Source organism: Mariniflexile sp. (assembly GCF_052728615.1).
Genome location: NZ_JBFVFE010000004.1, coordinates 18904 through 42289, shown reverse-complemented (window position 1 = coordinate 42289; position 23386 = coordinate 18904). Strand labels below are relative to the sequence as shown.

The following is a 23386-nucleotide window of genomic DNA, read 5'->3' as shown; positions in this document are numbered from 1 at the left end:
TAAAGAAATCAAACAATTTAAATTATAGATTGAAACCTTCGTATTTTACACTTTTATACTTTTTATCGATTAAATTTGCATTTCATCTTATTTTTTGTATCTTTGGTCGATAAATGTAAATTGTTAAACGCTCTCAAATGAAAAAAACACGCTTAATTTTAGTCATGCTATTTTGTTATTCCTATATGTTTTCACAAGTAGGCATTGGCACAACCACCCCAGATAATTCATCGATACTACATGTAGAATCCACAACCCAAGGGGTTTTGGTACCCCGATTAACAACGGCACAGCGAAATGGGATTTCGAATCCTGCAAATGGCTTGCTCGTTTATAATGCAAGCACCAATAAATTTCAATACAATTCCGGCACATCGGGTGCCCCTGTTTGGTCCACCGTTGCCACAAATCCTGTTGTTAGTGCCGATACTGGAAATTTAATTTCAACAGGCACCGATTCTGGAGCCTATTTAGCTTCTACTACTTATATGGGAAAATTTATTATTACTGCCACTGGCACTCAAACCATTACGGGATTGCCGTTTCAACCACGTCAAATTAAATTTGTGGCGTATGCCAATGTAGAAACCTATAATCTAAATTCTGATAATGGTATTGCAAACAATAATAACACATTTGAAAATGTTTTCGGATCTATGAATGGATTTGCCAGCAATTATGGTGGCACTATTGACCAGCAAGTTATCTTTAATGGAGGTAGTGGAGCCTCTATTAATGATATATCAAGATATGCTTCTAGCAGCCAGTGCATTGGCATAAGATATTGTAACAACAATGGAGATTCTTTAGGACTCACAACAGCTTCTTTAACAAGTTTTAATGCTACAGGTTTTACAATTAATGTAACCAACCGCACAGATAATATTGTTGTAATTTATGAAGCTTACAGATAAGCAAACCATAGTTTGATTTTCTTTATCCCCATTAAAAAAGTGCCGACTGTTTTTTAATTAAAAAACCAATTTTTTTCTTCTTTATATTTCCTGTATTTTTATGAAAAATTACAGAACTATATGAGCAAGAAAGAAACCTTTTTTAACTATATAAATGAAGGCAATATTACCAAAAGCGATTTTATTGCTGTGGGAGCTGCCATGTTAGATGGTGAAACCATAACAGACGCCTTGGTTAAAATTCCATTGAAAACCCTGAATCGCCATGGTTTGATTGCTGGCGCAACTGGTACCGGAAAAACAAAATCACTGCAAGTGTTGGCAGAAAACCTAAGTGACAAAGGTATTCCTGTTTTGTTAATGGATATTAAAGGTGATTTAAGCGGATTGGCACAACCTAGTGCTGGACATCCTAAAATTGAGGAGCGCCATGCAAAAATTGGAATCCCATTTGAATCGAAGGGGTTTCCTGTGGAAGTTTTAACCTTATCGGAACAAAATGGGGTGCGATTACGTGCCACCGTTAGTGAGTTTGGCCCGGTGTTATTATCAAGGATTCTGGATTTATCGGATGCACAATCAGGCGTTGTTGCCGTTATTTTTAAATACTGCGACGACAACAAAATGCCTTTGCTGGATTTAAAGGATTTTAAAAAAATATTACAGTACACCACCCAAGAAGGAAAAGCAGAGTTTAGTGATGATTACGGACACATTTCAACAGCATCCACAGGGTCCATTTTGCGTAAAGTGGTGGAATTGGAACAACAAGGTGCCGATTTATTTTTTGGTGAAACCTCCTTTGACACCCAAGATTTGTTAAGAATCAACAATGAAGGAAAAGGGTATATCAACATCATCCGATTGACCGATATTCAAGACCGGCCCAAATTGTTTTCAACATTTATGTTGAGTTTGTTGGCTGAAATATATTCCACCTTTCCGGAGCAAGGCGATAGCGAACAACCAGAACTCGTTATTTTTATTGATGAAGCCCATTTAATTTTCAATGAAGCATCCAAAGCCCTTTTAAACCAAATAGAAAGCATTGTAAAATTAATACGAAGTAAAGGTGTTGGCTTGTATTTTGTTACCCAAAACCCAACCGATGTCCCAGAAGCGGTTTTAAGTCAGTTAGGTTTAAAAATTCAACACGCCCTGCGCGCTTTTACGGCAAACGATAGAAAAGCCATTAAATTGACGGCACAAAATTATCCAGATTCCGACTATTACAATACCACCGAAGTATTAACATCACTCGGTATTGGTGAGGCGTTGGTTTCTGCTTTGGACGAAAAAGGGCGTCCTACCCCATTGGCCGCCACCATGATGCGTGCCCCTATGAGCCGAATGGATATTTTAACCGATGATGAGTTAAAGACATTGAACTCTAAATCGAAGCTCGTTAAAAAATACAACGAAACCATTGACAGGGAAAGTGCTTATGAAATGCTGAATAAAAAAATCGATTTAGCCGAAGCTGAAGATGCCAAGAAGAAAGCCATATTGGAAAAAGAAGCTCTTGAAAAAGCAGCATCCAAACAACGCAACACATCATCTTCCACAAGAAGAAGCACCGCAATGAACCCTGTGATAAAAGTGCTTACCAGTGCTACTTTTATCCGTAGTGTTTTTGGTATTTTAACGAAGGTTATGAAGAAATAATACTGTAAAAGGTTGTTTTTTTGTTTTAAGTGCTCTGTGCAACTTCGTGTAAAACTCTGTGTAACTTTGTGTAATAGCCATAGCACAGAGGCGCACAAAGTAGCAAAGAGGTACACAAAGTGGTGTCATGGATAACAGCTCAGATAAAGAAAAAATCAATATAGTGTCTTTTTTATAAATACAAAACAAATTAATGAATCCCATATTTTCAAAAATATTAGTTGACATTGCCCGTAAAAGACTTGAATCTAAACAAAAGAACAAACCTGTTAGCAAAAAGCAAATAGTGCCTTTGGTTAGAAGATTCCAGGTGGAAATATCGCATGCGGTTAAAGAATATATTTTTATCATCATTGGCGTGTTTTCAGCAGGTTTTGGTTTAAAAGGGTTTTTGTTGCCAAACCGATTTATTGATGGTGGTGCCACCGGTATTTCGCTCTTACTCCAGAACGTCACAAATTTGGATTTAAGTTATTTTTTGATATTGGTCAACTTGCCATTTTTAATTTTGGCGTCCAAAACCATCGGGTTAAAATTTGCCATCCGAAGCATTGCCGCCATTGCGCTATTGGCATTTGTGGTCCACTTTGTGGAATACCCTACTATTACAGAGGATAAATTATTGATTTCCGTTTTCGGAGGCTTCTTTTTAGGTTTGGGAATTGGTATGTCCATGCGAGGTGGAAGCGTTATTGATGGGACCGAGGTATTGGCTATTTTCTTAAGCAAAAAATTATCATTAACGATTGGTGATGTGCTATTGTTGATTAACATTTTAATATTTTCTGTGGGGGCCTATATTCTTTCGATGGAAACCGCTCTTTATGCCATTTTAACCTATTTGTCCGCAGCCAAAACCGTCGATTTTGTTGTTGATGGCGTTGAAGAATATGTGGGTGTGACCATCATTTCTGAAAAACACGACGCCTTACGGATCATGCTCATCGAAAAATTACGAAGAGCCTGTACTATTTATGCTGGTAAAGGTGGATTTGGTGCCCACGGAAAAAGTTATGACAAAGACATTATTTACACTATTGTTACCCGCTTGGAACTTGCTAAACTCCAAACCGAAATTGACAAAATTGATAAAAAAGCCTTTATAGTCATGGGTATTGTGAAGGATTTAAAAGGAGGGATGATCAAGAAGAAACCGTTGAAGTAGGTTGGAGGTTAGAAGTTAGAAGTTAGAAGTAAAATGTTCCAAGTTTCAAGTTTCAAGTTCAATGTTAGAAGTTTAGAAGTTTAGAAGTTTAGAAGTTTAGAAGAAAATTAGAAATTCGTGAATAAAAAAAATTACATCATACAAAATAAACCTTTTGTGGTTCCAACTACAGATGGGAAGCTTATAAAGGAACATTTTGGAATGGCAACCAATGGAAACGCGCAACTCAGTATGGCCCACATGATAGCTCCTGCTGGTTGGAGCGAACCTTTTCAAACACCGGAATTTGACGAATATACTTTTATAATCCGCGGTAAAAAACAGTTTATTATAGAAAATGAAACCGTTGTTTTAGAAGCTGGCCAATCCATTAAAATCAATAAAAATACCCGTGTTCAATATTCCAATCCGTTTACCGAAGTTTGCGAATATATTGCTGTGTGCACCCCAGCCTTTTCTATGGATTCAGTAAACAGAGAGCATTAAATGAATCAAAAACTTATAAAAACCATTGGGAAACTCATCAATTTCACAAGTTATCTTTTCCCCCATTACGCCGCTAAAATGGCCGTTAAAATATTTTCAACACCTCGAAAAGGCAAACTGAATGATGAAGAAAAAAACTATCTGAGATCTGCCATTCAAGAGACTATTATTTATGAAGATGTCTCCATAAAGACATATCTTTGGAGCGGAACAAAAGATACTATTTTACTGGTCCATGGTTGGGAAAGCAATGCGTTTAGATGGAAAGATTTAATTGAAATTTTAAAGTCCGAACATTACAACATCATGGCTATTGATGCGCCTGCACATGGCGATTCTGGAAGTAAAATTTTCAATGCGGTTTTGTATTCGGAGTGCATTTATGCGGTTATTAAACAGTTTGATCCTTCGGTTGTCATCGGACATTCCATTGGAGGCACCGCTTCTGCCCTTGCCATTAACAACCATACACTTGCTACCGAAAAATTAATATTGTTGGGTACTCCGTCAAATTTTGATGAAGTGATTGATAATTACGTCAAAATAATGGGATACAACAAAAAGGTTATCAAAGCCATTAACAACTATTACTTAAAGCATTTTGGTTATTTTCCTGAATTTTATACCGTTGAAAATTTCTCAAAGAACATTCATGCAAAAGGACTCATCATACACGATAAAAAAGACCGAATCATTTCGTATAAAGATGCTCTGCACATTTCAAAATACTATAAAAATTCCAAACTCATAAAAACGGTTGGCCTCGGTCATGGTTTAAAAAACGAAACGGTTTACAATCATATTTTAGAGTTTTTAAACGCTTAGATTTGTTGTATTTTTGAACCATGAAGCCCATATTGGGCATTTAGCAACAAAACCTTTATTATTACTATATTTTTTTGAAGTACATGACAAATTAATTTTGAGAAATAAACCACTTGCAATTTTCAAGGCAATCAAGACCTCACAGTTTTGAAAACCTGTGAGGTCCACATAACGGACAACAAGCTTAAATTTGTTAAAAGTATGTTGTTTATATTTCCTTAAAAAAATTATCATGTACTATCATATTTACAAAAGAATTATAAATGGTTTTTGATTTTTTATTCACATGGAAATAGAACTAAAACGTATCAATAAATTTTTGAGTGAAGTTGGCTATTGCTCGCGTAGGGAAGCCGATAAACTTATTGAAGCTGGCAGGGTGACCATCAACGGTGTTATTCCAGAAATGGGTACAAAATTAGCGCCCCATGATGTGGTACATGTTGACGGAAAACAAATTAATGCCTCCAACGAAGCCTTTGTTTATTTGGCTTTTAATAAACCCATTGGTATTGTTTGCACGACCGATACCTCTGTGGAAAAAGACAATATCATTGATTTTATAAACTACCCAAAACGTATTTTCCCTATTGGACGATTGGACAAACCCAGCGAAGGCCTCATTCTCCTGACCGATGATGGTGATATTGTAAACAAGATTCTTCGTGCCAGCAATAACCACGAAAAAGAATATATGGTAACGGTTGGTAAACCCATTTCGCAAACCTTTGTGGAACGGATGGCTGGCGGCATTCCGTTAGAGGATTTGAATAAAGTGACCAAAAAATGTACCGTTGAAAAATTGGGCACTTATGAGTTTAAAATTATCCTGACCCAAGGGTTGAACCGACAAATTCGTCGCATGTGCGAGTATTTGAATTATGAAGTCCAAACTTTAAAACGTGTACGGATTATGAACATTAAACTGGATATGCCTGTTGGCGAATACCGAGAGCTGACCAAAGAAGAGTTTAGGGAATTGAATAATTTGATAAGTGAATCTGCTAAAGTATTTAAACCGAAGATGGAAAGACAAAGAACAAAGAAAATAGAAAATAGAAAATAGAATTATGGAAACCGTTTCTCCTTTTCATTTAGCCATACCAGTTTACAATTTAAACGAATGCCAGCTTTTTTACAGAGATATTTTAGGATGTGAAGAAGGCAGAAGCAGTGGCCATTGGGTAGATTTTAACTTTTTCGGTCATCAATTGGTCATTCATTTTAAACCCAAAGAAGAAAATAAATCGCTTCATACAAATACTGTTGATGGAAAAGATGTTCCTGTACCACATTTTGGGGTTGTACTCAATTGGGATGTTTTTCACGCTTTCGCGGAAAATTTAAAATCAAAAAACATCACGTTTGTTATTGAGCCTTATATCCGATTTAAAGGATTGGTTGGAGAACAAGCTACCATGTTTTTTTATGACCCATCTGGAAATGCATTGGAATTTAAAGCATTTAAGGATATTGGGCAGTTATTCGCCAAATAAATTACTTCAACATTTTTTTTCCACTTAATCAGATTGTAAGGTTGAAATCGATGATTTAAAATGGCAATTATGATAACCTATTTAGAAATTTTATAATTGAAACCCTTTAACTTACATTAATTTAGCGAAACAACTTTAAAATAAAAAAAATGATACGGATTTTAGCTATGGTATTGACTTTAGGCGGAATGATAGCCCTAATTATAGGCGTTTTAGGTATTTTTGGAAATAACATGGTTTCCTTGAGTCCTTGGGCATTAACCATCCTAGGAGGCGTTTTCTTTATTGCAGGTATTTCCATGCTTAAATATAGAAAAGACACGCCTACACCTTAATAGCAAATTAAATTAAAAAAGATTATTTTTTATGTTGCTCTCTAGCCAACAACGTGTTTTTCAATAACATAGCAATCGTCATGGGGCCAACGCCTCCTGGAACTGGCGTGATGTAACTGGCTTTTTTACTCACACTTTCAAAATGAACATCACCTGCAAGTCGGTAGCCACTTGTTTTTGTGGCATCCGGTACTCGTGTGATGCCGACATCAATAATGACAACGCCTTCCTTGACCATATCGCCCGTTAAAAATTCCGAGATACCAATCGCAGCCACAATAATATCCGCCGCTTTAGTTATTTCAGCTAAGTTTTTAGAACGACTGTGAACCACAGTAACAGTGGCGTTACCAGCTTTTCGTTTCTGGCTCATCAAGATACTTATGGGACGCCCCACAATGTGGCTCCGTCCCATAACCACTACATTTTTCCCAGAAGTTTCAACCTGGTAGCGTTCCAATAATTCGAGTATGCCATAAGGGGTTGCTGGTAAAAAAGTCGGCAAATCCAAAGCCATTTTACCAACATTTATAGGATGGAACCCATCCACATCTTTATCAGGGTGTACCGCCATTAAAACCTTTTGCTCGTCAATATGCTTTGGTAATGGCAGCTGAACTATAAACCCATCGATATCATTGTTGGTGTTCAGTTCATTTATTTTTGCCAATAACTCTTCTTCGGAAGTATAATCGGGTAAATCCATTAAAGTCGATTGGAAACCTATTTTTTCACAGGCTCTTACTTTTGCGTTTACATAGGTCATACTGGCGCCATCGGTTCCCACAAGAATGGCTGCCAGATGTGGCACTTTTTCGCCTTTTGAAATCATAGCGCTTACCTGTTCTGCGATTTCATCTTTAATATCGTTACTGATTTTCTTTCCGTCTAAAATGGTCATCTTTATAAGTTTTCAGTCGCAGTCGCAGTCGCAGTTTATCACTCTGCCGACTTACTCTTGCTTTATGTTAGTTTTCAGTCGCAGTTTTCAGTTTACTCAACTTTTACTCCGAATTTGCTTGGATTGTTAATCATATAATTTATAAGCTTCCCTACTTCTATTCCTAGTTCAGTCAACTCTAAATGTTTTTCTTTATCTAAATAGTTGCATGCTAAAGCAAAATCCAACCATGAGTTAGTTTCCGAATTTTCGCCGTCAGCATCCGTAAGTTTGCTCGTAAAATGTTTTGGATAGATTCTTTTTCTGTACGCCTCAGCAATGTTTGCAGAAACCGACCTAGAACTTCGTCTTATTTGATCGGTCAAGGAATATGTTTCTTCTTTTGGAAAGGATTTGGATATTTCAAAAATAAACATAGCCAATTCAAAAGATTTTTGATAAGCTAATAGTTTTTTGAAATCCATAAAAGTTTAATTTTAATACTGAAAACCGAGACTGCGACTGCGACTAGATTGAAACCTACTGCATCCCTTTCATCATCTGCATCATCTTTTTACCGCCGCCACCTTGCATCATTTTCATCATTTTGCTCATTTGGTCGAATTGCTTTAAAAGCTGGTTGACTTGTTGGACTGATGTTCCAGAACCTTTGCCGATACGTTGTTTTCTACTTGCGTTGATAACAGATGGATTGCTGCGTTCTTTGGGCGTCATGGAATGAATAATGGCTTCAATACCTTTAAACGCATCATCATCAATATCAACATCCTTCAACATTTTTCCAGCACCAGGAATCATGCCCATAAGGTCTTTCATGTTCCCCATTTTCTTGATTTGCTGAATCTGCTTTAAGAAATCGTCAAATCCAAATTGGTTTTTGGCTATTTTCTTCTGAAGTTTACGAGCCTCTACTTCATCAAACTGCTCTTGTGCACGTTCTACTAACGATACCACATCCCCCATTCCCAAAATACGGTCTGCCATACGTGCTGGATAGAACACGTCAATGGCTTCCATTTTCTCGCCTGTACCAATAAACTTAATGGGTTTGTTGACTACCGATTTAATGGAAATGGCTGCGCCACCACGGGTATCACCATCTAATTTGGTTAGTATAACCCCATCAAAATTCAACACATCGTTGAACGCTTTTGCGGTGTTTACAGCATCTTGCCCCGTCATAGCATCTACAACAAACAAGGTTTCTTGTGGTTGGATGGCTTTATGGATGTTTGATATTTCGGTCATCATCACCTCATCAACCGCCAAACGACCTGCGGTATCTATAATAACCACATTGTGCCCATTAGCTTTGGCATGAGCAATACCTGCCTTTGAAATGGCTACCGGATCGATATTTCCTCTATCGCTAAAAACATCTACCCCTACTTGTTCTCCAACAATATGTAATTGATCTATGGCGGCAGGACGATACACATCGCAGGCTACCAATAACGGTTTTTTTGATTTCTTGGTTTTAAGATAATGTGCCAGTTTTCCGGAAAAGGTGGTTTTACCAGAACCTTGTAACCCAGACATTAAAATAACACTGGGTGTACCCGAAAGGTTAATACCTTCGGCATCGCCACCCATAAGTTCGGCCAATTCATCTTTGACGATCTTAACCAGTAATTGCCCAGGTTGCAACGTTGTTAATACGTTTTGGCCCAATGCTTTTTCCTTTACCGTAGTGGTAAAATCTTTTGCTATTTTAAAATTAACATCGGCATCAAGTAAGGCGCGACGCACTTCTTTTAAGGTTTCCGCTACGTTTACTTCGGTAATACTTCCGTGGCCTTTAAGTACGTGTAAGGCTTTATCTAATTTCTCGCTTAAATTATTGAACATAGTTTTTTAAGTATTCAGTAAGCAGTACACAGCTCTCAGTCTGCTTGATGATTAAAAATTTAAGTTGCAAAGTTAATGATTTGGTGCGTATTTACACTCGTGGTTTTTAGAAAAAAAAAGAGGCTGATTGAGTGCTTACATTTTGCTTAATGCATTTAGCGATGCAAACCTTGTTGATGAATATAGTATTTCAAAAACCCATGTATATACCAAAATTTCTTTATTCCCGCCTTTCAACTAGCGCCCAGTATAAACTTAAACGGGAATCCCTTGTTTTAAGTTTTTAATCTTTCTTTTGAAAACCCTTCCGTCTTCATCCCACATTTTTAGGATGAATCCATACCGGAATAAATTTGGCACAAGCTTTTCAATTTTTAAGGGAAGGAGTTCTTAATGTTTCATGTTTTGTGCTATTCTATCATCCTCTAAAACGGCTTCAGTTGCTTTTTGAACTTGTTCTAAAATGCTTTTTAAATTATTTTTCAAATCCAATTCTCCATCTGCGAGCATATTTAAAATAGCTTTGTCTTGTGCACGCCCACGTAGCATGGCTTCTCTATAACCTACATGTTCATTAAAAGTAACCAACGAATATTTTGACGAATATTCATTTGGAAAGTTCTTTTCTAAAGCCATTTCAATGGTGCGTTTTTCCCTAAAAATATCGTTGTTAACATGACCTTTCATTTCATGAAAATTATCAATCGCTAAGTCTGCAATGGCATCGGTATCTTTTCTTCTCAACGCTTCATATCTTTTAAAAACAGTTTCCCAATGGCCTACATGGGCATCTAAAGCTTTGTCAAATTCCACAATATCTTCTAATGAAGCATTCATCCCCTGACCATAAAAAGGCACAATAGCATGGGCAGCGTCGCCCATTAAAAGGGTGTTGCCTTTATAATGCCAAGGCGAACAGCGTATGGTCCCCAGTGGCGATGTGGGGTTTTTGAAAAAATCATCAACAAGGTTTGGCATCATTTCCAAAGCATCTTCAAAATAGGTGCCAAAGAATGCTATAACGCGGTCTTTGGTAGTGAGATTGTTAAAATTATATTCGCCTTCATCATAACTTAAAAACAAGGTCACCGTAAAACTGCCATTTAAATTTGGTAATGCAATTAGCATAAAATGGTCTCTTCCCCAAATATGCAATGCATTTTTGTTGGTTTTGTAACCACCATTTTCTGCTGGCGGAATATGCAACTCTTTGTAACCATGCGTTAAATAGTCTTGCGAATAACTAAACAGGAATTTTCTGCCTAAAAAGTAACTTTTTCGCAATGCGGAGCCAGCGCCGTCTGTGGCAATGATGACATCGGCATCTTCTACAAATTCTGTATTGCTATCGTAATCCTTAAACAATGCCGTGGTTTTTTCAAAATCTACCGAAAGGCATTTTCTGTTGAAATAGAAGGAGACATTTTTATGTTTTTCCGCTTCATTTACCAACAACGCATTGAAATCCGCTCGCGAAATGGAGTTGATATATTCATGTTCACGACCGCTATAAGCCGAAAACGTGGTGTTGCCATCCCTGTCATGTAGCATGCGTCCAGTCATTGGGACACATAATGCTTTTATTTTATCTTCAATACCAACTAATTTAATGGCTTTATTGCCACGGTCCGATAATGCCAGATTTATGGAACGCCCAGAATCCATATTCACTTTACGGATATCGGGACGCATTTCATAAACCGAAACCCGATAACCACGTTGCCCCAAACGCAAGGCGAGGAGCGAACCGCAAAGGCCACCGCCAATAATGAGTATGTTTTGTTGTGCCTCTCCTAAATCCTCTCCGAAGGAGAGGACTTTTTTGTACTGTTTATCCATCAAATTTTGTTTTTATATCCTGCTGAGTTCCCTCTCCTTTGGAGAGGGTTAGGGAGAGGAATTCAATATTTTTTTTAACCGTTCCACCAAATAATACACATCTTGAAATGAATTGTACAACGGCGCAGGGGCACAGCGTATCACGTTTGGTTCTCTCCAGTCTGAAATAACACCTGCTTCAGTAAATTTATCATGCAATGTTTTATCTGTGTTTTGCACTAAAATAGAAAGTTGACAACCACGTTCATCAGGATTTGCGGGTGTGATGATTCTAATGGTATCTTCACCTAATTGGTTCAAAAGAAATTCCAAGTACCCTGTGAGTTTTTTAGATTTTTCAATTAATTTATCCATGCCAACGTCGTTAAAGATTTCCAAAGAAGCTTTTATGCCAGCCATGGACAATATGGGCGGATTTGAAACTTGCCAACCTGCAGCACCTGGAATTTGGTCGAATGCATCACGCATTCCAAATCGGGTTTCTTTATTGTGTCCCCACCAACCTGCAAACCGGTTGAGGTTTTTGTTATAGGCATGGCGTTCGTGTACAAAGCAACCCGCAATACTGCCTGGACCAGAATTCAAATATTTGTAAGTGCACCAAGCCGCAAAATCGGCACCTGAATCGTGTAAATTTAGTGCCACATTTCCTGCAGCATGGGCGCAATCAAAACCTACGATGCATCCGTGTTTATGTCCGAGTTCGGTAATGCGTTTTAAGTCAAAAAACTGTCCCGTATAATAGTTAATCGCGCCAATGAGTATCAACGCAATTTCATCACCTTGTGTTTCTAAAATAGCTTCTAAATCTTCATAATTGGCTAATGCTTCATGTGCTCGTGGTTTCCAAAGAACTAATCCTTCGGTATCATCAAAACCATGATGACGTAGTTGTGATTCAACTACATATTTATCTGAAGGGAAAGCATCCGCTTCAATTAAAATTTTATAGCGCGTTTTAGTGGGCTTGTAAAATGATGCCATTAAAAAATGGAGATTGGTGGTTAAAGTGTTCATCACAACCACTTCAATGGGTTTTGCTCCCACAATTTTCGCCATAATGTCCCCTAAATTTTCATGGTAGGTCAACCAGGGGTTTTTAGCATTAAAATGACCTTCAACTCCTAAGTTTGCCCAATCACTCAACACGTCATCAACGTATGCTCTTGTTTGTTTTGGTTGCAACCCCAGGGAGTTTCCTGTCATGTAAATGCAGTCCTCGCCATTTTTGTCTTTTGGAAAAAGGAATTGGCTTCTGTAAGCTGCCAATGGGTCGTTTTGATCTTGTTCTAAAGCAAAATCCACACCTGATCTATAGTTGTACAACGTGTTTTTGTTTTCGGTTTCCAACAAAAATAAGAATTCTAAAGTTAGAAATGATCACTAAAAGTCTAGATAGTTTGATGGCACTTTTTTTGTATCTTTAGTAAAAACTTATCAGTATGAAAGAAAGAGAATATACCAATGGAGAGGTAACCGTTGTTTGGAATCCAAAAGCATGCATTCATTCTGGAATATGTGTAAAAGGTTTGCCCGAAGTATTTAGACCAACCGTTAGGCCTTGGATTAGAATTGACAAAGCCTCAACCCAGGATTTAATCAATCAAGTAAAGCATTGTCCCTCGGGTGCTTTGGGTTTTTATATGAACAATGAAAAAGATAAAACCACCGAGGTTTTAGAGACGAAGGTGGAAGTTTTGGAAAATGGGCCTTTATTGGTTTATGGAACGCTTCATGTTACCCATAAAGACGGTTCCAAGGAAATTAAGAACAAAACAACAGCATTTTGCCGATGTGGTGCTTCGAACAACAAACCATTTTGCGATGGCACTCATGCCAAAGAGCATTTTATTGGATAGAAAAATGGCTTCAATTAAAAAATTGAAGCCATTCGACTTTAAGTGAGTGTGAATAGGCATTTGAAATATTCAATTTATAAATATTCGAAAAAATCAATCCAAAGTAACTTTTACATTAGAAAAAATAAGATTCCAATCGCCTTCTGCTTTTTTATGCTCTAAGGCAATTTTTATACCGTTAAAATCTTGGTGGTTTTCAAAGGTATTCACCAGGGAAGCCTTGGGTTGATTGCCTTTTCTGTATGCCCATTCTTTAATTATAAAATCATCTCCATAATATATATCATAAGCATCGCCTGGGGTGTAACCGCCCTCGTTCGGATATGTCAAAGTGATTTTATTCATTATGGTTTTACTAATGGGCGCCTCCGTTTTAATGGGTTCAGAAACGCTGGTACCTTGGTCCCAAACCAACTGAAAAGGGATGAGCAGCCAAAACTTATCGTTTATAAATCCTCTGTCAATTTTAACAAGTGAAGAGTCTATTTTTCCTGTATTGTAATGAATGGTGTCGCCATCCATAATATAAGTAACATCACTGGTTTTGGGTTTCCATACCCAGCTTCTTTTCCCATTAAAAGTAAAAGCAATTTCTTTTACCTGTTGCCATTTTTCAAAACCATGCGCATTGGCAATTTTTTCTGCTATGGATAATTGTTTGTCCGCTTTTTCAGTAGAATTAATTTGTTTGAATGAAACACTTATAATAACTATAAGAAGTAAAAGGATGTATTTTTTCATAGGTATTTTTTTGATTTTTACTTAGAAGTCGAGTGTATTTTAGATTGGAAAGTAACTTAAATTGTTTGTGGACAATTAGCTTAGCATGAGGTTATCACTTGACTTTTATTCTATAATATTCATTTCTTCTTTTAATTTTTTTAAATGACGGTTTATAATAGCCCAAACTATAGAATTATCGATACTATCTTATGCGTGGACTAATCTATTTCTGAATGCGATGATTTGTTTGTCATTCTCAATTTCTAAATGGGGTTGCACTTTTTTAAGTTGATTTAAAGCTTCTCCAATAATGACTAATTGTCTCTCGACCGCGCTTTGTGTTTTTAAGTCATTTTGATAACTATTAAAATCCGTAATGTCAACTGTAAATTTTTCTATCAAGTCGATAGCCATAAAAATGTCAGATAGATATTTTTTGCTCTTTTCCGTCATAGATTAAAATTTTTGTCGAATCAATACTTTTTCTAAGCACAGGATTTTTGATGGATGAATTCGTCAACAAATCTACTTTTCTTTGAAAGAACTGTTCAAATTTATCCCAAATGCTCATAAGGTTTTCCCCCCGTTCAATGGGGTCGTCATTATCAATTTCAATTAGTAAGTCTATATCGCTCGAATCCTCATCAAATTGGTTGGTAATAGAAGAGCCAAATGCATATAAGTTTTTTACATTATGGGATTTACATAATGATAGAAACTCCGCCATTTTATATTTAATTGATTCTTTCAAGTCCATAAGGCTAAGATAACGTATTTTTTAAAGATAGATGTCGTTTTGTTTTTTTGCTTAAAAAGTGATTAAATATTAGATTTAAAAATATCTTAAATTTGATTGAGTTGACTTTCAACAGTAAAGCAATCAAAACAAACGAACTGATGAATAACCATGCAGTCTGCCAAATTATAACCTTCTCCAATAGAATCAATTTGTGCGTAAAAAGTCATTTTAATTCCGCAATCTGTGCATTTTGGAAAATTTGAGCTACTAAGTCTATCTGGTTCTCCTCCCAGTTTATGTCTGTATCCTGCTTTGTCATTCCATTTAAATCCAACTGCAAGTTTCGCCTCCTCTGTTTCTGGAGTGGGAGTTAGTTTTATCTCTGGTATTTTCATATTTTATTTAAATTGCTATTGACGTACAGCGAATACAATTCCATTATAATGAATTATATCCAAAGTCAAACGAAGATACCTGAAATTATCTACAAAATCAAACAAAAAAACTAGCTTAATCAATGCTCGCTTTTCAATAATTCTTTGGGAAAAACAGACTTAAACCGATTCAATCTAGGTACAGAAACATTTTGAATATAGCTATTGTTTGGATGAAGACGCTCGTAGTTTTGATGATAATCTTCAGCTACCCAAAACTTTTGAAATGGATATATTTCGGCAGCAATTTTGGTATTTAGCTTTTTAGCAAGAGCATCTTTCTTTTTAGTGATAATTTGCTTTTGTGCCTCATTTTGATAAAAAATAATGGAACGGTATTGTGAACCTCTATCGTTTCCTTGTCCGTTGACTTGCGTAACATCTTGCGATGCAAAATAAACGTCTACCAAAGTTTCGAAACTTACCACTTTAGGGTAGTAAATAACTTCAACCGCTTCGGCGTGTCCTGTTCTACCGGTATTACTGGCATCATAAGTTGGGTTTTTGGTATGTCCGCCAGAATAGCCGTTAATGACTTCATCCACACCTTTTACACTTTCATAAATGGCTTCAACGCACCAAAAACAGCCACTGGCAAAATAGGCTTTGGCTTTTCCGTTTTGCAAAGGCACTTGAATAGGGTCTCCATTTATAACCGCTTCTTGGTTTTTGTTTGCTTGGGCATTGTTTTGGCAACTGAAAAGTAATGTAACTAAAGATGCGAGAATTATATTTTTCATTTTCTTGTTTTTATGTACTAAGTTAGACGAAACCAAGTTCCAGACCTTAATGGAATTAACGAAAGTTTATGATAGAACTCATATTGGCTTTTTCTATTTCCTAAAAAATGGCTGAAATTCGTCCATATTTCGCCTGTTTTCTTATGCGTAGCGGTTCTATGCCTATCAAAAACAGTCTCACCTGAACAAATTTCAACTCATTTTCGGTTAAAAACAAAAAGTCAATACGAGTTCAAAAAAAAAGCCTTCACAAACGTGAAGGCTTAGACTGATATGTTTGAAATTATTTAGCTCAATTTAGCAAATAATTTTTCCATTTTTCCTTTTTGTTCTTCGGCTAATTGGGCATCCACTAAAATACGCCCACTGTGCTCATCGGTAATAACCTTTTTACGGGCTGCAATTTCAACTTGGATTTGTGGTGGAATGGTAAAGAAAGATCCTCCAGCAGCACCTCTTTCAATAGCTACAACGGCTAAACCATTTTTCACGTTTTTACGAATTCGGTTATAAGCAGCTACCAAACGCTCTTCAATCTGCTCTTGGTATTCTTTGGATTTTCCAATTAAAGCCTGTTCTTCTTTTTCAGTTTCGGCTAAAATAGCATCAAGCTCTCCTTTTTTATGTTTTAAATGGTTTTCACGCTCTTTTACACGCTCTTTGGTTTCAGCAATCACTTCTTTTTTCTGCTCAATTTGCGCTTTAAATTCCTTAATGTGCTTGTCGGCCAATTGAATTTCCAATTCCTGGAATTCAACCTCCTTTGTTAAAGAATTGAATTCCCTGTTATTTCTAACATTTTTTTGTTGTTCGCTGTATTTTTTAATTAAGGATTTTGATTCTTCTATGAGATTCTTTTTAGAAATAATATCATGATCGATAACCTCTAAATTGGACACTAATTTTTCTAATCTAATGTTTAGTCCAGCAACTTCATCTTCTAAATCACGAACTTCCAACGGAAGTTCTCCACGTACGTTTCTAATTTCGTCTATACGGGAATCTATAAGTTGTAAATCGTATAACGCTCTTAAACGCTCTTCAACAGTTAATTCTTTACTTTTAGCCATACTTTAAAAATACTTAACAGGATTGGTATTTGTCTTTGATAAAATGATTGCAAAATTAGTGATTTTTTTTGTAAGATAGGCTACTAAAAGATTTTTTGTGAATTGCTCACTTTCATAATGCCCAACATCGGCTAAAAGGATGTTGTTTTCGGCTGTGAAAAAGTCGTGATATTTTAAATCGGCAGTCACAAATGCATCAGCACCAGCACTTTTGGCAGCTTCAATAGCAAAACTACCGGAACCACCCAACACGGCAATTCTTTTTATTTTTTTATCCAAAAATGCGGAATGCCGAATGCTTTGGGTGTTCATTTTGTCTTTTAAAAAGACTAAAAAATCCAATTCGCTCATTGACTCTTCCCATTCGCCCACCATTCCCATGCCAATATGCTGGTTTTTATTCTCTAAAGTAACCACCTCATAAGCCACTTCTTCATAAGAATGTGATTTAAAAAGTGTTTGAAGTACTTGCGATTCTAAATGTTTGGGAAAGGTTACGGTTATTTTGGTTTCATTTTCGGTATGTAATGTCCCTTTTTGCCCTTTTGTTGGGTTGGTGTTTTCGTTGCCATTAAACGTTCCGTAGCCTTCTACATTAAAACTGCAATTGGAATAATTTCCAATACTACCGGCACCTGCAATGAATAAAGCGTTTCGAAGTTGTTCTGCTTCTTCTTTTGGAACGTAGGTGGTCAGTTTTTTTATGGTTTCGCTTTGCGGAATTAAAATGTGTTTGTTTCTTAATTGTAACTGGTTGCAAATCATATCGTTTACACCATTCAGCGCATTGTCTAAAGCGGTGTGCATGCTGTAAATGGCAATATCATGTTTAATGGCTTTCATCACTACGCGTTCCACATAATTTTTACCGGTAAGCTTTTTCAATCCTTTAAAAATAATCGGGTGAAAGCTAACAATTAGGTTACAGTTTTCTTTAATGGCTTCGTCAACAACAGCTTCCAAAGTATCTAAAGTGACCAGAATACCAGTTATTTCTGTATTTTTATCACCTACCAAAAGCCCCACGTTATCAAAATCCTCGGCGTAAGCCAATGGCGCCAATTCTTCTAAGTGATTTATAACATCTTGAACAATCATGAATTAATTTGTTTGTATCAAAGATAAAATATTATACTTTCGTTCAAATGAAATTAATCAGAAACATATCGTTTCCTTTTGTGCCCGCATATTATGCGGTAACCAGTTTGCGAAATAAGTTGTACGATTTGGGCATAAAAAAATCGGCTTCGTATGATTTGCCTGTGATATGTGTTGGTAATTTAAGTGTTGGTGGCACGGGAAAAACACCTATGATTGAGTATTTGATTGAGTTGTTGAAGGACGATTATAAAATAGCGACTTTAAGTAGGGGCTATAAACGAAAAACCACAGGGTTTCAATTGGCTGATGCTTCTTCTTCCGCTGAAACTTTAGGCGATGAACCCTTTCAGTTTTACAGTAAATTTAAAAATGATATTTTGGTAGCGGTTGATGCCGATAGAACGCATGGCATTGAACAATTAAGGAAACTCGATAATGCACCAGATGTTATATTATTAGATGACGCATTTCAGCATAGAAAAGTTAAAGCAGGGTTAAATATTTTACTAACAACCTACAGCAATCCGTATTTTGATGATTTTGTGTTGCCTACGGGAAATTTGCGTGAGCCCAGAAATGGTGCAAAACGAGCCGATATTATTATTGTTACAAAATGTCCATACCATTTAAGTGAAGCCGAAAAAAACACGTTTTTTAAAACAAATTAACCCTAAAGGAAACCAGTCTGTTTTTTTTAGTACCATTGACTATTCAAATGAAATCATTTCAGCAAAAAGCAAAAAAAGTATGGATTCTGTAAATAATTTTACGTTGGTAACGGGTATTGCAAACGCAAATCCTTTGGTCGGTTTTTTAAAGAAGAAAAATTTACAGTTCGAGCATTTGAATTTTAGCGACCATCATGAATTCTCGCAACAGGATATCCTGGAAATCAATAAGCGAGACCTGATTATAACTACTGAAAAGGATTTTATGCGCTTAAAAGACCACGTTGTTTTAAAAGATAAATTATTTTATTTGCCAATAAAAGTGCGTATTGGCAATGAAGCTGCCGTTAATAAACATATTAAGGATTTTGTAAAAGTTTAAGAAGTAGCCGATTTGTCCCGTTTTGAAGCTAAAGCGTTGTAAAGTTTTTTCTCGAATTCCTCCTGCTTAAACGGTTTTGGAATAATATCAGTAAAACCAGCCTCTTCAAACTCATGCATTTTATCTTCGATGGTAACAGCGGTCAGTGCAAAAATAATTTGGTCCTTATCAAACGAACGCACTATTTTGGTTGCCTCTATACCACTTATTCCTGGCATGTGAATGTCCATAAGAATAATATCGTATTTGTTTGCCTTTATCATATCAACGGCATCTTCGCCGTTATCTATAATATCGCATTTAAGGTTCATTTTCGTTAGGATTTTCTTGGTAATCATTTGGTTGATCTTATTGTCCTCAACCACTAAAATCTTAACATTTTCTAAATTCAATTCGTCGGTATTTCCGCTAAAGTAAGTAACTTTGTTTTCTTTCGCTTCTTGCACCGAGGTATATTCCAGAGGAATTTCAAAATAAAAAGTAGTTCCTTTATCAATCTCACTTTTCACGTATATTTTTCCTTTTAAAATGTTTATCAGCCCTTTTACAATGGAAAGGCCCAAACCGGTACCGCCATATTTTCTGTTAATTTGAATAGATCCTTGGGAAAAACTTTCAAACATGTTGTCTTGCTTTTCTTGGCTAATTCCAATACCATTATCTTCTACTTCAAAACGCAGCGTATAGATTTTATCGTTTGCTTCTATTTTGTAAACACGAATCCAAATATCGCCGTTTTTAGTGAATTTGATAGAGTTTCCTATTAAATTGATAAGTATTTGGGAAATCTTTAATTGGTCAGCAAGAAAGTTTTCGGGTAAATCTTTATCATATTCAAAATGAATTTTAACATTATTGTCGTTTGCTGAATTATTTAAAGCCAGAACAATATTGTTTATTTTCTTTTTTAAATTGAAAGGTTCGGGTTCAATATCTACTTTATTCGCTTCAATTTTATTGATTTGAAGGATGTCGTTGATAAAGGTCAATAAATAGTCTCCTGAAAATTTCAACGATTTTAAATGTTGTACTTGTTCTGGTTTTGGGTTTTCTTCCAAGAGCATGTTGCTTAAACCTGTTACGGCATACAAAGGTGTTCGTAACTCGTGTGTTACAGTAGAAAGAAAATTGGCTTTTGTTTTTGATGCGAGTTCTGCTTTTTCTTTGGCAATAATAAGTTCCGCATTTTTTTTGTGGAGCATATTATTAGTTTTCAGCCTGATGTTATTGTTTTTGTAGAGCGATAGGGTTAACAAAGAAAGAATCGTAATTAACGCCACACTTAAAATAGAGATTAACGTACTTAAGCTTTTGTCATCTTCGTCTTCTTTGGCTTTTATCTTTAATTCTGTAATTTCCTCGGTTTTTTTCTCTAAAATATATTCAGTTTCGTTGTCTCTTGATGCATTTGCATGTTTTAAATTGGACAAAGAATCTGATAGTTGAAGATGCGCTTTTAAATAATCTCTAGATGGTTTGAAATTTTCGGTGGCATCATATATGTCACTCAACACCAAATACCCTTCATTAAGAATGCTCACATAATTTTTTCGCTTTGCAATATTGACGCCTTCTATGGTACTGATCAACGCCTTCTCATTGTTGCCTAATTGGCTGTAAGCAACACCATGTGAAATTAAAGCGTCGCTTTGGGTTTTTAATAAACCGCCTTTTTTAGCCAGTGCCAAAGCCTGCTCAATAACATCTCGTGCTTTTTTGTAATCTTTTAACTTTAAATACGTTTTGCCCTCGCATAAAAGTACATCAGCTAAATCGGCATTCAACCCTTCTTCTTCAAATTTGGATTTTGCGGCAGTGTATGAATCTAGGGCTTGATTGAAATCTTTTTTGGCTATAAAAACATCTCCGAATATTTTATATGACTTTCCTATATTTACATTGTCATTTATAAGGCGCTGCACTTCAATTGCTTTTGTGAGCGATTTTATGGCCCTGTCTTCTTCTTCAATTAAAAGTTGTAGTTTTCCTTTGGTGGCATAAATAATGCCGATGCTTTTTTTGTTGTCCGCTTTTTCAGCTAGATCCAAAGCTTCATCTAAGTTCTTTTGTGCCTTATAATAGTTGAAATTTTCCAACTCCGTTTGCGATTGTGAAATACGGTAATCAATGCTGTTTTGAAGCAGTTCAGGATCATTGTCTATCGTTGTTTGCGAGGACAAGCTGATGCTGAACAGCATGATGATGATATATATATAGTGTTTAATTGGGGACATTTCATTAAATGTTACGGACAAATATAATTATTTTATCGACAAAACACACTTTTTTGCCGACAAATTACATATTAGGTCAATTATTCTTTTTGAGTAGCCAGTTTCATTATCATACCAACCTATAATTTTTACCATATTTCCAATTACGGAAGTCATGCCAGAATCGAAAATGCACGAATGCGTGTTTCCAACAATATCAATGGAAACGATGGGGTCTTCGGTATATTCTAAAATGCCTTTATAATAGTTTTGGGACGCTTCTTTAAAAGCTGTATTGATAGTTTCAATGGATACGGTCTTTTTTACGTTGAAAGTAATATCGGTCAATGAACCATTTATAACGGGCACCCGAATGCCACAACCTCCAATAACCTGTGATAGTTCTGGGAATATTTTAGTCAGTGCTTTTGCAGCTCCGGTGGTTGTTGGCACTATGGATTGACTAGCGGCACGCGAACGACGTAAATCGCGATGCGGTTGATCGTGCAAACTTTGGTCGGTTGTATAGGAATGGACCGTTGTAATGTAAGCTTGATTGATGCCACAGAGTTTATTTATGATATCAATCATGGGTGCAGCGTTGTTTGTGGTACACGAAGCGTTGGAAATGATGGTTTCCGTGCCGTCTATACTTTCATCGTTCACGCCCATAACAATGGTTTTAATATCATCTTCAAGCGCTGGGACACTTAAAATAACACATTTTGAACCGTTGGTTATGTGGTTTTGTAAATCGGATTTGGTCTTAAATTTACCAGTGGCTTCAATAACAAAATCGATATTAAAAGGTTTCCAATCAATATCCTTAGGGTGTTTATGATTGAGTAAAGCAATTTTTTTATTGTTGACCATAATATGGTTAGCATCATGGGAAACACTGCCATTAAACCCACCATGAACGCTATCATATTTAAGTAAATGGCTCAATGTTTTAACATCGGCCAAATCATTTATGGCCACTACTTGAATGTCTTTATAATCTTCGAGAAGTCTAAAAACACGTCTTCCTATTCTACCAAAACCATTGATAGCTATATTAATCATCACTAATTAATGTGTTTTTGCGCTTTGTATGAAGAACGGACCAAAGCACTACTTTCAACATGACGAAAGCCTAATTCCAGTCCTATTTCTTCATATTCCTTAAATTGGTCTGGATTGATAAATTGCTTTACAGGTAAATGTTTTTTACTAGGTTGAAGGTATTGTCCAATGGTTACCACATCCACATCGTTCGCTTTTAAATCGTGAAGGGTTTCAATAACTTCCTCACGGGTTTCACCCAAACCTAGCATGATGCCAGATTTAGTGCGTCGTTGTCCTTGTTGTTTTAAATATTTTAAAACGCCCATACTTCGGTCGTATTGCGCTTGGATGCGCACTTCTCTGGTCAAGCGTCTCACGGTTTCAATATTGTGTGATACCACTTCCGGAGCCACCTCAATAATCCTGTTAATATGTTGTTCTATGCCTTGAAAATCGGGTATTAGGGTTTCTAGCGTGGTTTCTGGGTTCATTCTTCTAACCGCTTTTATGGTTTCAGCCCACATAATGCTTCCCATGTCTTTTAAGTCATCTCTATCAACACTCGTTAACACCGCATGTTTAATGTTCATTATTTTTATGGAGCGTGCCACTTTTTCGGGTTCATCCCAATCTACAGTTTCTGGTCTTCCAGTTTTTACACCGCAAAACCCACAAGACCGCGTGCAGACGTTTCCTAATATCATAAAAGTTGCAGTGCCTTCTCCCCAACATTCTCCCATATTTGGGCAACTGCCTGAAGTACAGATGGTGTTAAGCTTATACTTATCAACCAACCCTCTTAATTCGGTATATTTTTTTCCCGTTGGAAGTTTTACGCGCAGCCATTTAGGTTTTGCTTGACGTTCTTCCGGTAGAATATTTGAAACGGTTTCTGAATCCATGTCTTTAAAATAAAGCACAAAGATACAAAGCATA

26 protein-coding genes are annotated in these 23386 nt (G+C 36.4%); 11 read left to right on the top strand and 15 right to left on the bottom strand.

What is annotated here, in order from left to right:
* The first annotated feature begins 137 nt into the window (after positions 1–137).
* The 8 genes from ACU1LP_RS02970 (at position 138) to ACU1LP_RS02935 (ending at position 6886) form a co-directional block, all read left to right on the top strand.
* On the top strand, positions 138–914 hold the full coding sequence (locus ACU1LP_RS02970) for a hypothetical protein (RefSeq protein WP_445734480.1): 777 nt from the start codon (positions 138–140) through the stop codon (positions 912–914).
* 120 nt (positions 915–1034) lie between these two features.
* Positions 1035–2579, top strand: coding sequence for a helicase HerA-like domain-containing protein (locus ACU1LP_RS02965; protein ID WP_445734481.1), 1545 nt, complete (start codon positions 1035–1037; stop codon positions 2577–2579).
* 193 nt (positions 2580–2772) lie between these two features.
* On the top strand, positions 2773–3744 hold the full coding sequence (locus tag ACU1LP_RS02960) for a YitT family protein (RefSeq protein ID WP_445735515.1): 972 nt from the start codon (positions 2773–2775) through the stop codon (positions 3742–3744).
* 117 nt (positions 3745–3861) lie between these two features.
* Positions 3862–4230: a cupin domain-containing protein gene (locus ACU1LP_RS02955; protein ID WP_445735514.1), complete on the top strand. Its 369-nt coding sequence runs from the start codon at positions 3862–3864 to the stop codon at positions 4228–4230.
* Positions 4231–5055 (top strand): alpha/beta hydrolase, encoded by an 825-nt coding sequence (locus ACU1LP_RS02950; protein ID WP_445735513.1) that lies wholly within the window; start codon positions 4231–4233, stop codon positions 5053–5055.
* 286 nt (positions 5056–5341) lie between these two features.
* The gene (gene rluF, locus ACU1LP_RS02945) at positions 5342–6121 is read left to right on the top strand and encodes a 23S rRNA pseudouridine(2604) synthase RluF (RefSeq protein WP_445734398.1); all 780 of its coding nucleotides are present in this window, start codon (positions 5342–5344) and stop codon (positions 6119–6121) included.
* Positions 6122–6125: 4 nt separating this feature from the next.
* Entirely contained in the window at positions 6126–6551 is a 426-nt protein-coding gene (locus tag ACU1LP_RS02940; RefSeq protein ID WP_445734397.1) for a VOC family protein, read from the top strand.
* A gap of 149 nt (positions 6552–6700) precedes the next feature.
* Positions 6701–6886 (top strand): hypothetical protein, encoded by a 186-nt coding sequence (locus ACU1LP_RS02935; protein WP_445734396.1) that lies wholly within the window; start codon positions 6701–6703, stop codon positions 6884–6886.
* A gap of 22 nt (positions 6887–6908) precedes the next feature.
* Here the strand turns inward: ACU1LP_RS02935 and folD are convergent, their stop codons facing one another.
* From folD to kynU, 5 genes are all read right to left on the bottom strand, one after another.
* Positions 6909–7787 (bottom strand): bifunctional methylenetetrahydrofolate dehydrogenase/methenyltetrahydrofolate cyclohydrolase FolD, encoded by an 879-nt coding sequence (folD, locus tag ACU1LP_RS02930; protein ID WP_445734395.1) that lies wholly within the window; start codon positions 7785–7787, stop codon positions 6909–6911.
* Positions 7788–7879: 92 nt separating this feature from the next.
* Positions 7880–8251, bottom strand: coding sequence for a four helix bundle protein (locus ACU1LP_RS02925; RefSeq protein WP_445734394.1), 372 nt, complete (start codon positions 8249–8251; stop codon positions 7880–7882).
* Positions 8252–8306: 55 nt separating this feature from the next.
* The gene (ffh, locus tag ACU1LP_RS02920) at positions 8307–9635 is read right to left on the bottom strand and encodes a signal recognition particle protein (RefSeq protein WP_445734393.1); all 1329 of its coding nucleotides are present in this window, start codon (positions 9633–9635) and stop codon (positions 8307–8309) included.
* A gap of 390 nt (positions 9636–10025) precedes the next feature.
* Positions 10026–11474: an FAD-dependent oxidoreductase gene (locus tag ACU1LP_RS02915; protein ID WP_445734392.1), complete on the bottom strand. Its 1449-nt coding sequence runs from the start codon at positions 11472–11474 to the stop codon at positions 10026–10028.
* A 48-nt stretch (positions 11475–11522) separates the two neighbouring features.
* Positions 11523–12827: a kynureninase gene (kynU, locus tag ACU1LP_RS02910; RefSeq protein ID WP_445735512.1), complete on the bottom strand. Its 1305-nt coding sequence runs from the start codon at positions 12825–12827 to the stop codon at positions 11523–11525.
* Between the two features lie 89 nt (positions 12828–12916).
* Here kynU and ACU1LP_RS02905 point away from each other — a divergent pair, with 89 nt between their 5' ends.
* Complete coding sequence (locus tag ACU1LP_RS02905; protein WP_445734776.1) at positions 12917–13333, top strand: (4Fe-4S)-binding protein; 417 nt, start codon at positions 12917–12919, stop codon at positions 13331–13333.
* Positions 13334–13426: 93 nt separating this feature from the next.
* Here ACU1LP_RS02905 and ACU1LP_RS02900 read toward each other — a convergent pair whose 3' ends face one another.
* From ACU1LP_RS02900 to ACU1LP_RS02870, 7 genes are all read right to left on the bottom strand, one after another.
* Positions 13427–14074 (bottom strand): hypothetical protein, encoded by a 648-nt coding sequence (locus ACU1LP_RS02900; RefSeq protein ID WP_445734775.1) that lies wholly within the window; start codon positions 14072–14074, stop codon positions 13427–13429.
* A 189-nt stretch (positions 14075–14263) separates the two neighbouring features.
* The gene (locus tag ACU1LP_RS02895; RefSeq protein WP_445735074.1) at positions 14264–14509 is read right to left on the bottom strand and encodes a HepT-like ribonuclease domain-containing protein; all 246 of its coding nucleotides are present in this window, start codon (positions 14507–14509) and stop codon (positions 14264–14266) included.
* Entirely contained in the window at positions 14478–14813 is a 336-nt protein-coding gene (locus ACU1LP_RS02890; RefSeq protein WP_445735073.1) for a nucleotidyltransferase family protein, read from the bottom strand. The genes ACU1LP_RS02895 and ACU1LP_RS02890 overlap by 32 nt, the downstream gene beginning before the upstream one ends.
* An 86-nt stretch (positions 14814–14899) precedes the next feature.
* Positions 14900–15190, bottom strand: coding sequence for a hypothetical protein (locus tag ACU1LP_RS02885; protein WP_445732532.1), 291 nt, complete (start codon positions 15188–15190; stop codon positions 14900–14902).
* Between the two features lie 119 nt (positions 15191–15309).
* Positions 15310–15969, bottom strand: a complete 660-nt coding sequence (gene msrA / locus ACU1LP_RS02880) for a peptide-methionine (S)-S-oxide reductase MsrA (RefSeq protein WP_445735511.1) — start codon at positions 15967–15969, stop codon at positions 15310–15312.
* Between the two features lie 287 nt (positions 15970–16256).
* Entirely contained in the window at positions 16257–17039 is a 783-nt protein-coding gene (locus ACU1LP_RS02875) for a zinc ribbon domain-containing protein (RefSeq protein ID WP_445735510.1), read from the bottom strand.
* A gap of 3 nt (positions 17040–17042) precedes the next feature.
* Entirely contained in the window at positions 17043–18137 is a 1095-nt protein-coding gene (locus ACU1LP_RS02870) for a Nif3-like dinuclear metal center hexameric protein (protein ID WP_445735509.1), read from the bottom strand.
* A 47-nt stretch (positions 18138–18184) separates the two neighbouring features.
* On the opposite strand from ACU1LP_RS02870, the gene lpxK reads away from it, so the two are divergent.
* Both lpxK and ACU1LP_RS02860 read left to right on the top strand, forming a co-directional pair.
* On the top strand, positions 18185–18808 hold the full coding sequence (lpxK, locus tag ACU1LP_RS02865) for a tetraacyldisaccharide 4'-kinase (protein WP_445735508.1): 624 nt from the start codon (positions 18185–18187) through the stop codon (positions 18806–18808).
* Positions 18771–19190, top strand: coding sequence for a tetraacyldisaccharide 4'-kinase (locus ACU1LP_RS02860; protein WP_445735507.1), 420 nt, complete (start codon positions 18771–18773; stop codon positions 19188–19190). Before lpxK ends, ACU1LP_RS02860 begins: the two co-directional genes overlap by 38 nt.
* On the opposite strand, the gene ACU1LP_RS02855 is transcribed toward ACU1LP_RS02860, so the two are convergent.
* The 3 genes from ACU1LP_RS02855 to lipA are packed head-to-tail and all read right to left on the bottom strand — an operon-like array spanning position 19187 to position 23352.
* Positions 19187–21424 carry an ATP-binding protein gene (locus ACU1LP_RS02855; protein WP_445735506.1) on the bottom strand — a complete coding sequence of 746 codons (2238 nt, stop codon included), beginning with the start codon at positions 21422–21424 and terminating at the stop codon, positions 19187–19189. The two genes, ACU1LP_RS02860 and ACU1LP_RS02855, sit on opposite strands and share 4 nt — an antisense overlap.
* Before the next feature lie 27 nt (positions 21425–21451).
* On the bottom strand, positions 21452–22468 hold the full coding sequence (gap, locus tag ACU1LP_RS02850) for a type I glyceraldehyde-3-phosphate dehydrogenase (RefSeq protein WP_445732538.1): 1017 nt from the start codon (positions 22466–22468) through the stop codon (positions 21452–21454).
* 2 nt (positions 22469–22470) lie between these two features.
* Positions 22471–23352 carry a lipoyl synthase gene (gene lipA, locus ACU1LP_RS02845; protein ID WP_445734413.1) on the bottom strand — a complete coding sequence of 294 codons (882 nt, stop codon included), beginning with the start codon at positions 23350–23352 and terminating at the stop codon, positions 22471–22473.
* Between the last annotated feature and the right edge of the window lie 34 nt (positions 23353–23386).

Excerpts from the sequence above, each read along its gene's own strand:
- ffh (WP_445734393.1), bottom strand. The coding sequence starts at position 9,635 with ATGTTCAATAATTTAAGCGAGAAATTAGATAAAGCCTTACACGTACTT.
- folD (WP_445734395.1), bottom strand. The coding sequence starts at position 7,787 with ATGACCATTTTAGACGGAAAGAAAATCAGTAACGATATTAAAGATGAA.
- ACU1LP_RS02925 (WP_445734394.1), bottom strand. The coding sequence starts at position 8,251 with ATGGATTTCAAAAAACTATTAGCTTATCAAAAATCTTTTGAATTGGCT.
- msrA (WP_445735511.1), bottom strand. The coding sequence starts at position 15,969 with ATGAAAAATATAATTCTCGCATCTTTAGTTACATTACTTTTCAGTTGC.
- ACU1LP_RS02870 (WP_445735509.1), bottom strand. The coding sequence starts at position 18,137 with ATGATTGTTCAAGATGTTATAAATCACTTAGAAGAATTGGCGCCATTG.
- ACU1LP_RS02970 (WP_445734480.1), top strand. The coding sequence starts at position 138 with ATGAAAAAAACACGCTTAATTTTAGTCATGCTATTTTGTTATTCCTAT.
- ACU1LP_RS02940 (WP_445734397.1), top strand. The coding sequence starts at position 6,126 with ATGGAAACCGTTTCTCCTTTTCATTTAGCCATACCAGTTTACAATTTA.
- ACU1LP_RS02950 (WP_445735513.1), top strand. The coding sequence starts at position 4,231 with ATGAATCAAAAACTTATAAAAACCATTGGGAAACTCATCAATTTCACA.
- lipA (WP_445734413.1), bottom strand. The coding sequence starts at position 23,352 with ATGGATTCAGAAACCGTTTCAAATATTCTACCGGAAGAACGTCAAGCA.
- ACU1LP_RS02935 (WP_445734396.1), top strand. The coding sequence starts at position 6,701 with ATGATACGGATTTTAGCTATGGTATTGACTTTAGGCGGAATGATAGCC.
- ACU1LP_RS02965 (WP_445734481.1), top strand. The coding sequence starts at position 1,035 with ATGAGCAAGAAAGAAACCTTTTTTAACTATATAAATGAAGGCAATATT.
- ACU1LP_RS02875 (WP_445735510.1), bottom strand. The coding sequence starts at position 17,039 with ATGGCTAAAAGTAAAGAATTAACTGTTGAAGAGCGTTTAAGAGCGTTA.
- ACU1LP_RS02960 (WP_445735515.1), top strand. The coding sequence starts at position 2,773 with ATGAATCCCATATTTTCAAAAATATTAGTTGACATTGCCCGTAAAAGA.
- ACU1LP_RS02895 (WP_445735074.1), bottom strand. The coding sequence starts at position 14,509 with ATGACGGAAAAGAGCAAAAAATATCTATCTGACATTTTTATGGCTATC.
- ACU1LP_RS02915 (WP_445734392.1), bottom strand. The coding sequence starts at position 11,474 with ATGGATAAACAGTACAAAAAAGTCCTCTCCTTCGGAGAGGATTTAGGA.
- ACU1LP_RS02890 (WP_445735073.1), bottom strand. The coding sequence starts at position 14,813 with ATGGACTTGAAAGAATCAATTAAATATAAAATGGCGGAGTTTCTATCA.
- ACU1LP_RS02855 (WP_445735506.1), bottom strand. The coding sequence starts at position 21,424 with ATGTCCCCAATTAAACACTATATATATATCATCATCATGCTGTTCAGC.
- ACU1LP_RS02905 (WP_445734776.1), top strand. The coding sequence starts at position 12,917 with ATGAAAGAAAGAGAATATACCAATGGAGAGGTAACCGTTGTTTGGAAT.
- rluF (WP_445734398.1), top strand. The coding sequence starts at position 5,342 with ATGGAAATAGAACTAAAACGTATCAATAAATTTTTGAGTGAAGTTGGC.
- ACU1LP_RS02900 (WP_445734775.1), bottom strand. The coding sequence starts at position 14,074 with ATGAAAAAATACATCCTTTTACTTCTTATAGTTATTATAAGTGTTTCA.
- ACU1LP_RS02885 (WP_445732532.1), bottom strand. The coding sequence starts at position 15,190 with ATGAAAATACCAGAGATAAAACTAACTCCCACTCCAGAAACAGAGGAG.
- lpxK (WP_445735508.1), top strand. The coding sequence starts at position 18,185 with ATGAAATTAATCAGAAACATATCGTTTCCTTTTGTGCCCGCATATTAT.
- gap (WP_445732538.1), bottom strand. The coding sequence starts at position 22,468 with ATGATTAATATAGCTATCAATGGTTTTGGTAGAATAGGAAGACGTGTT.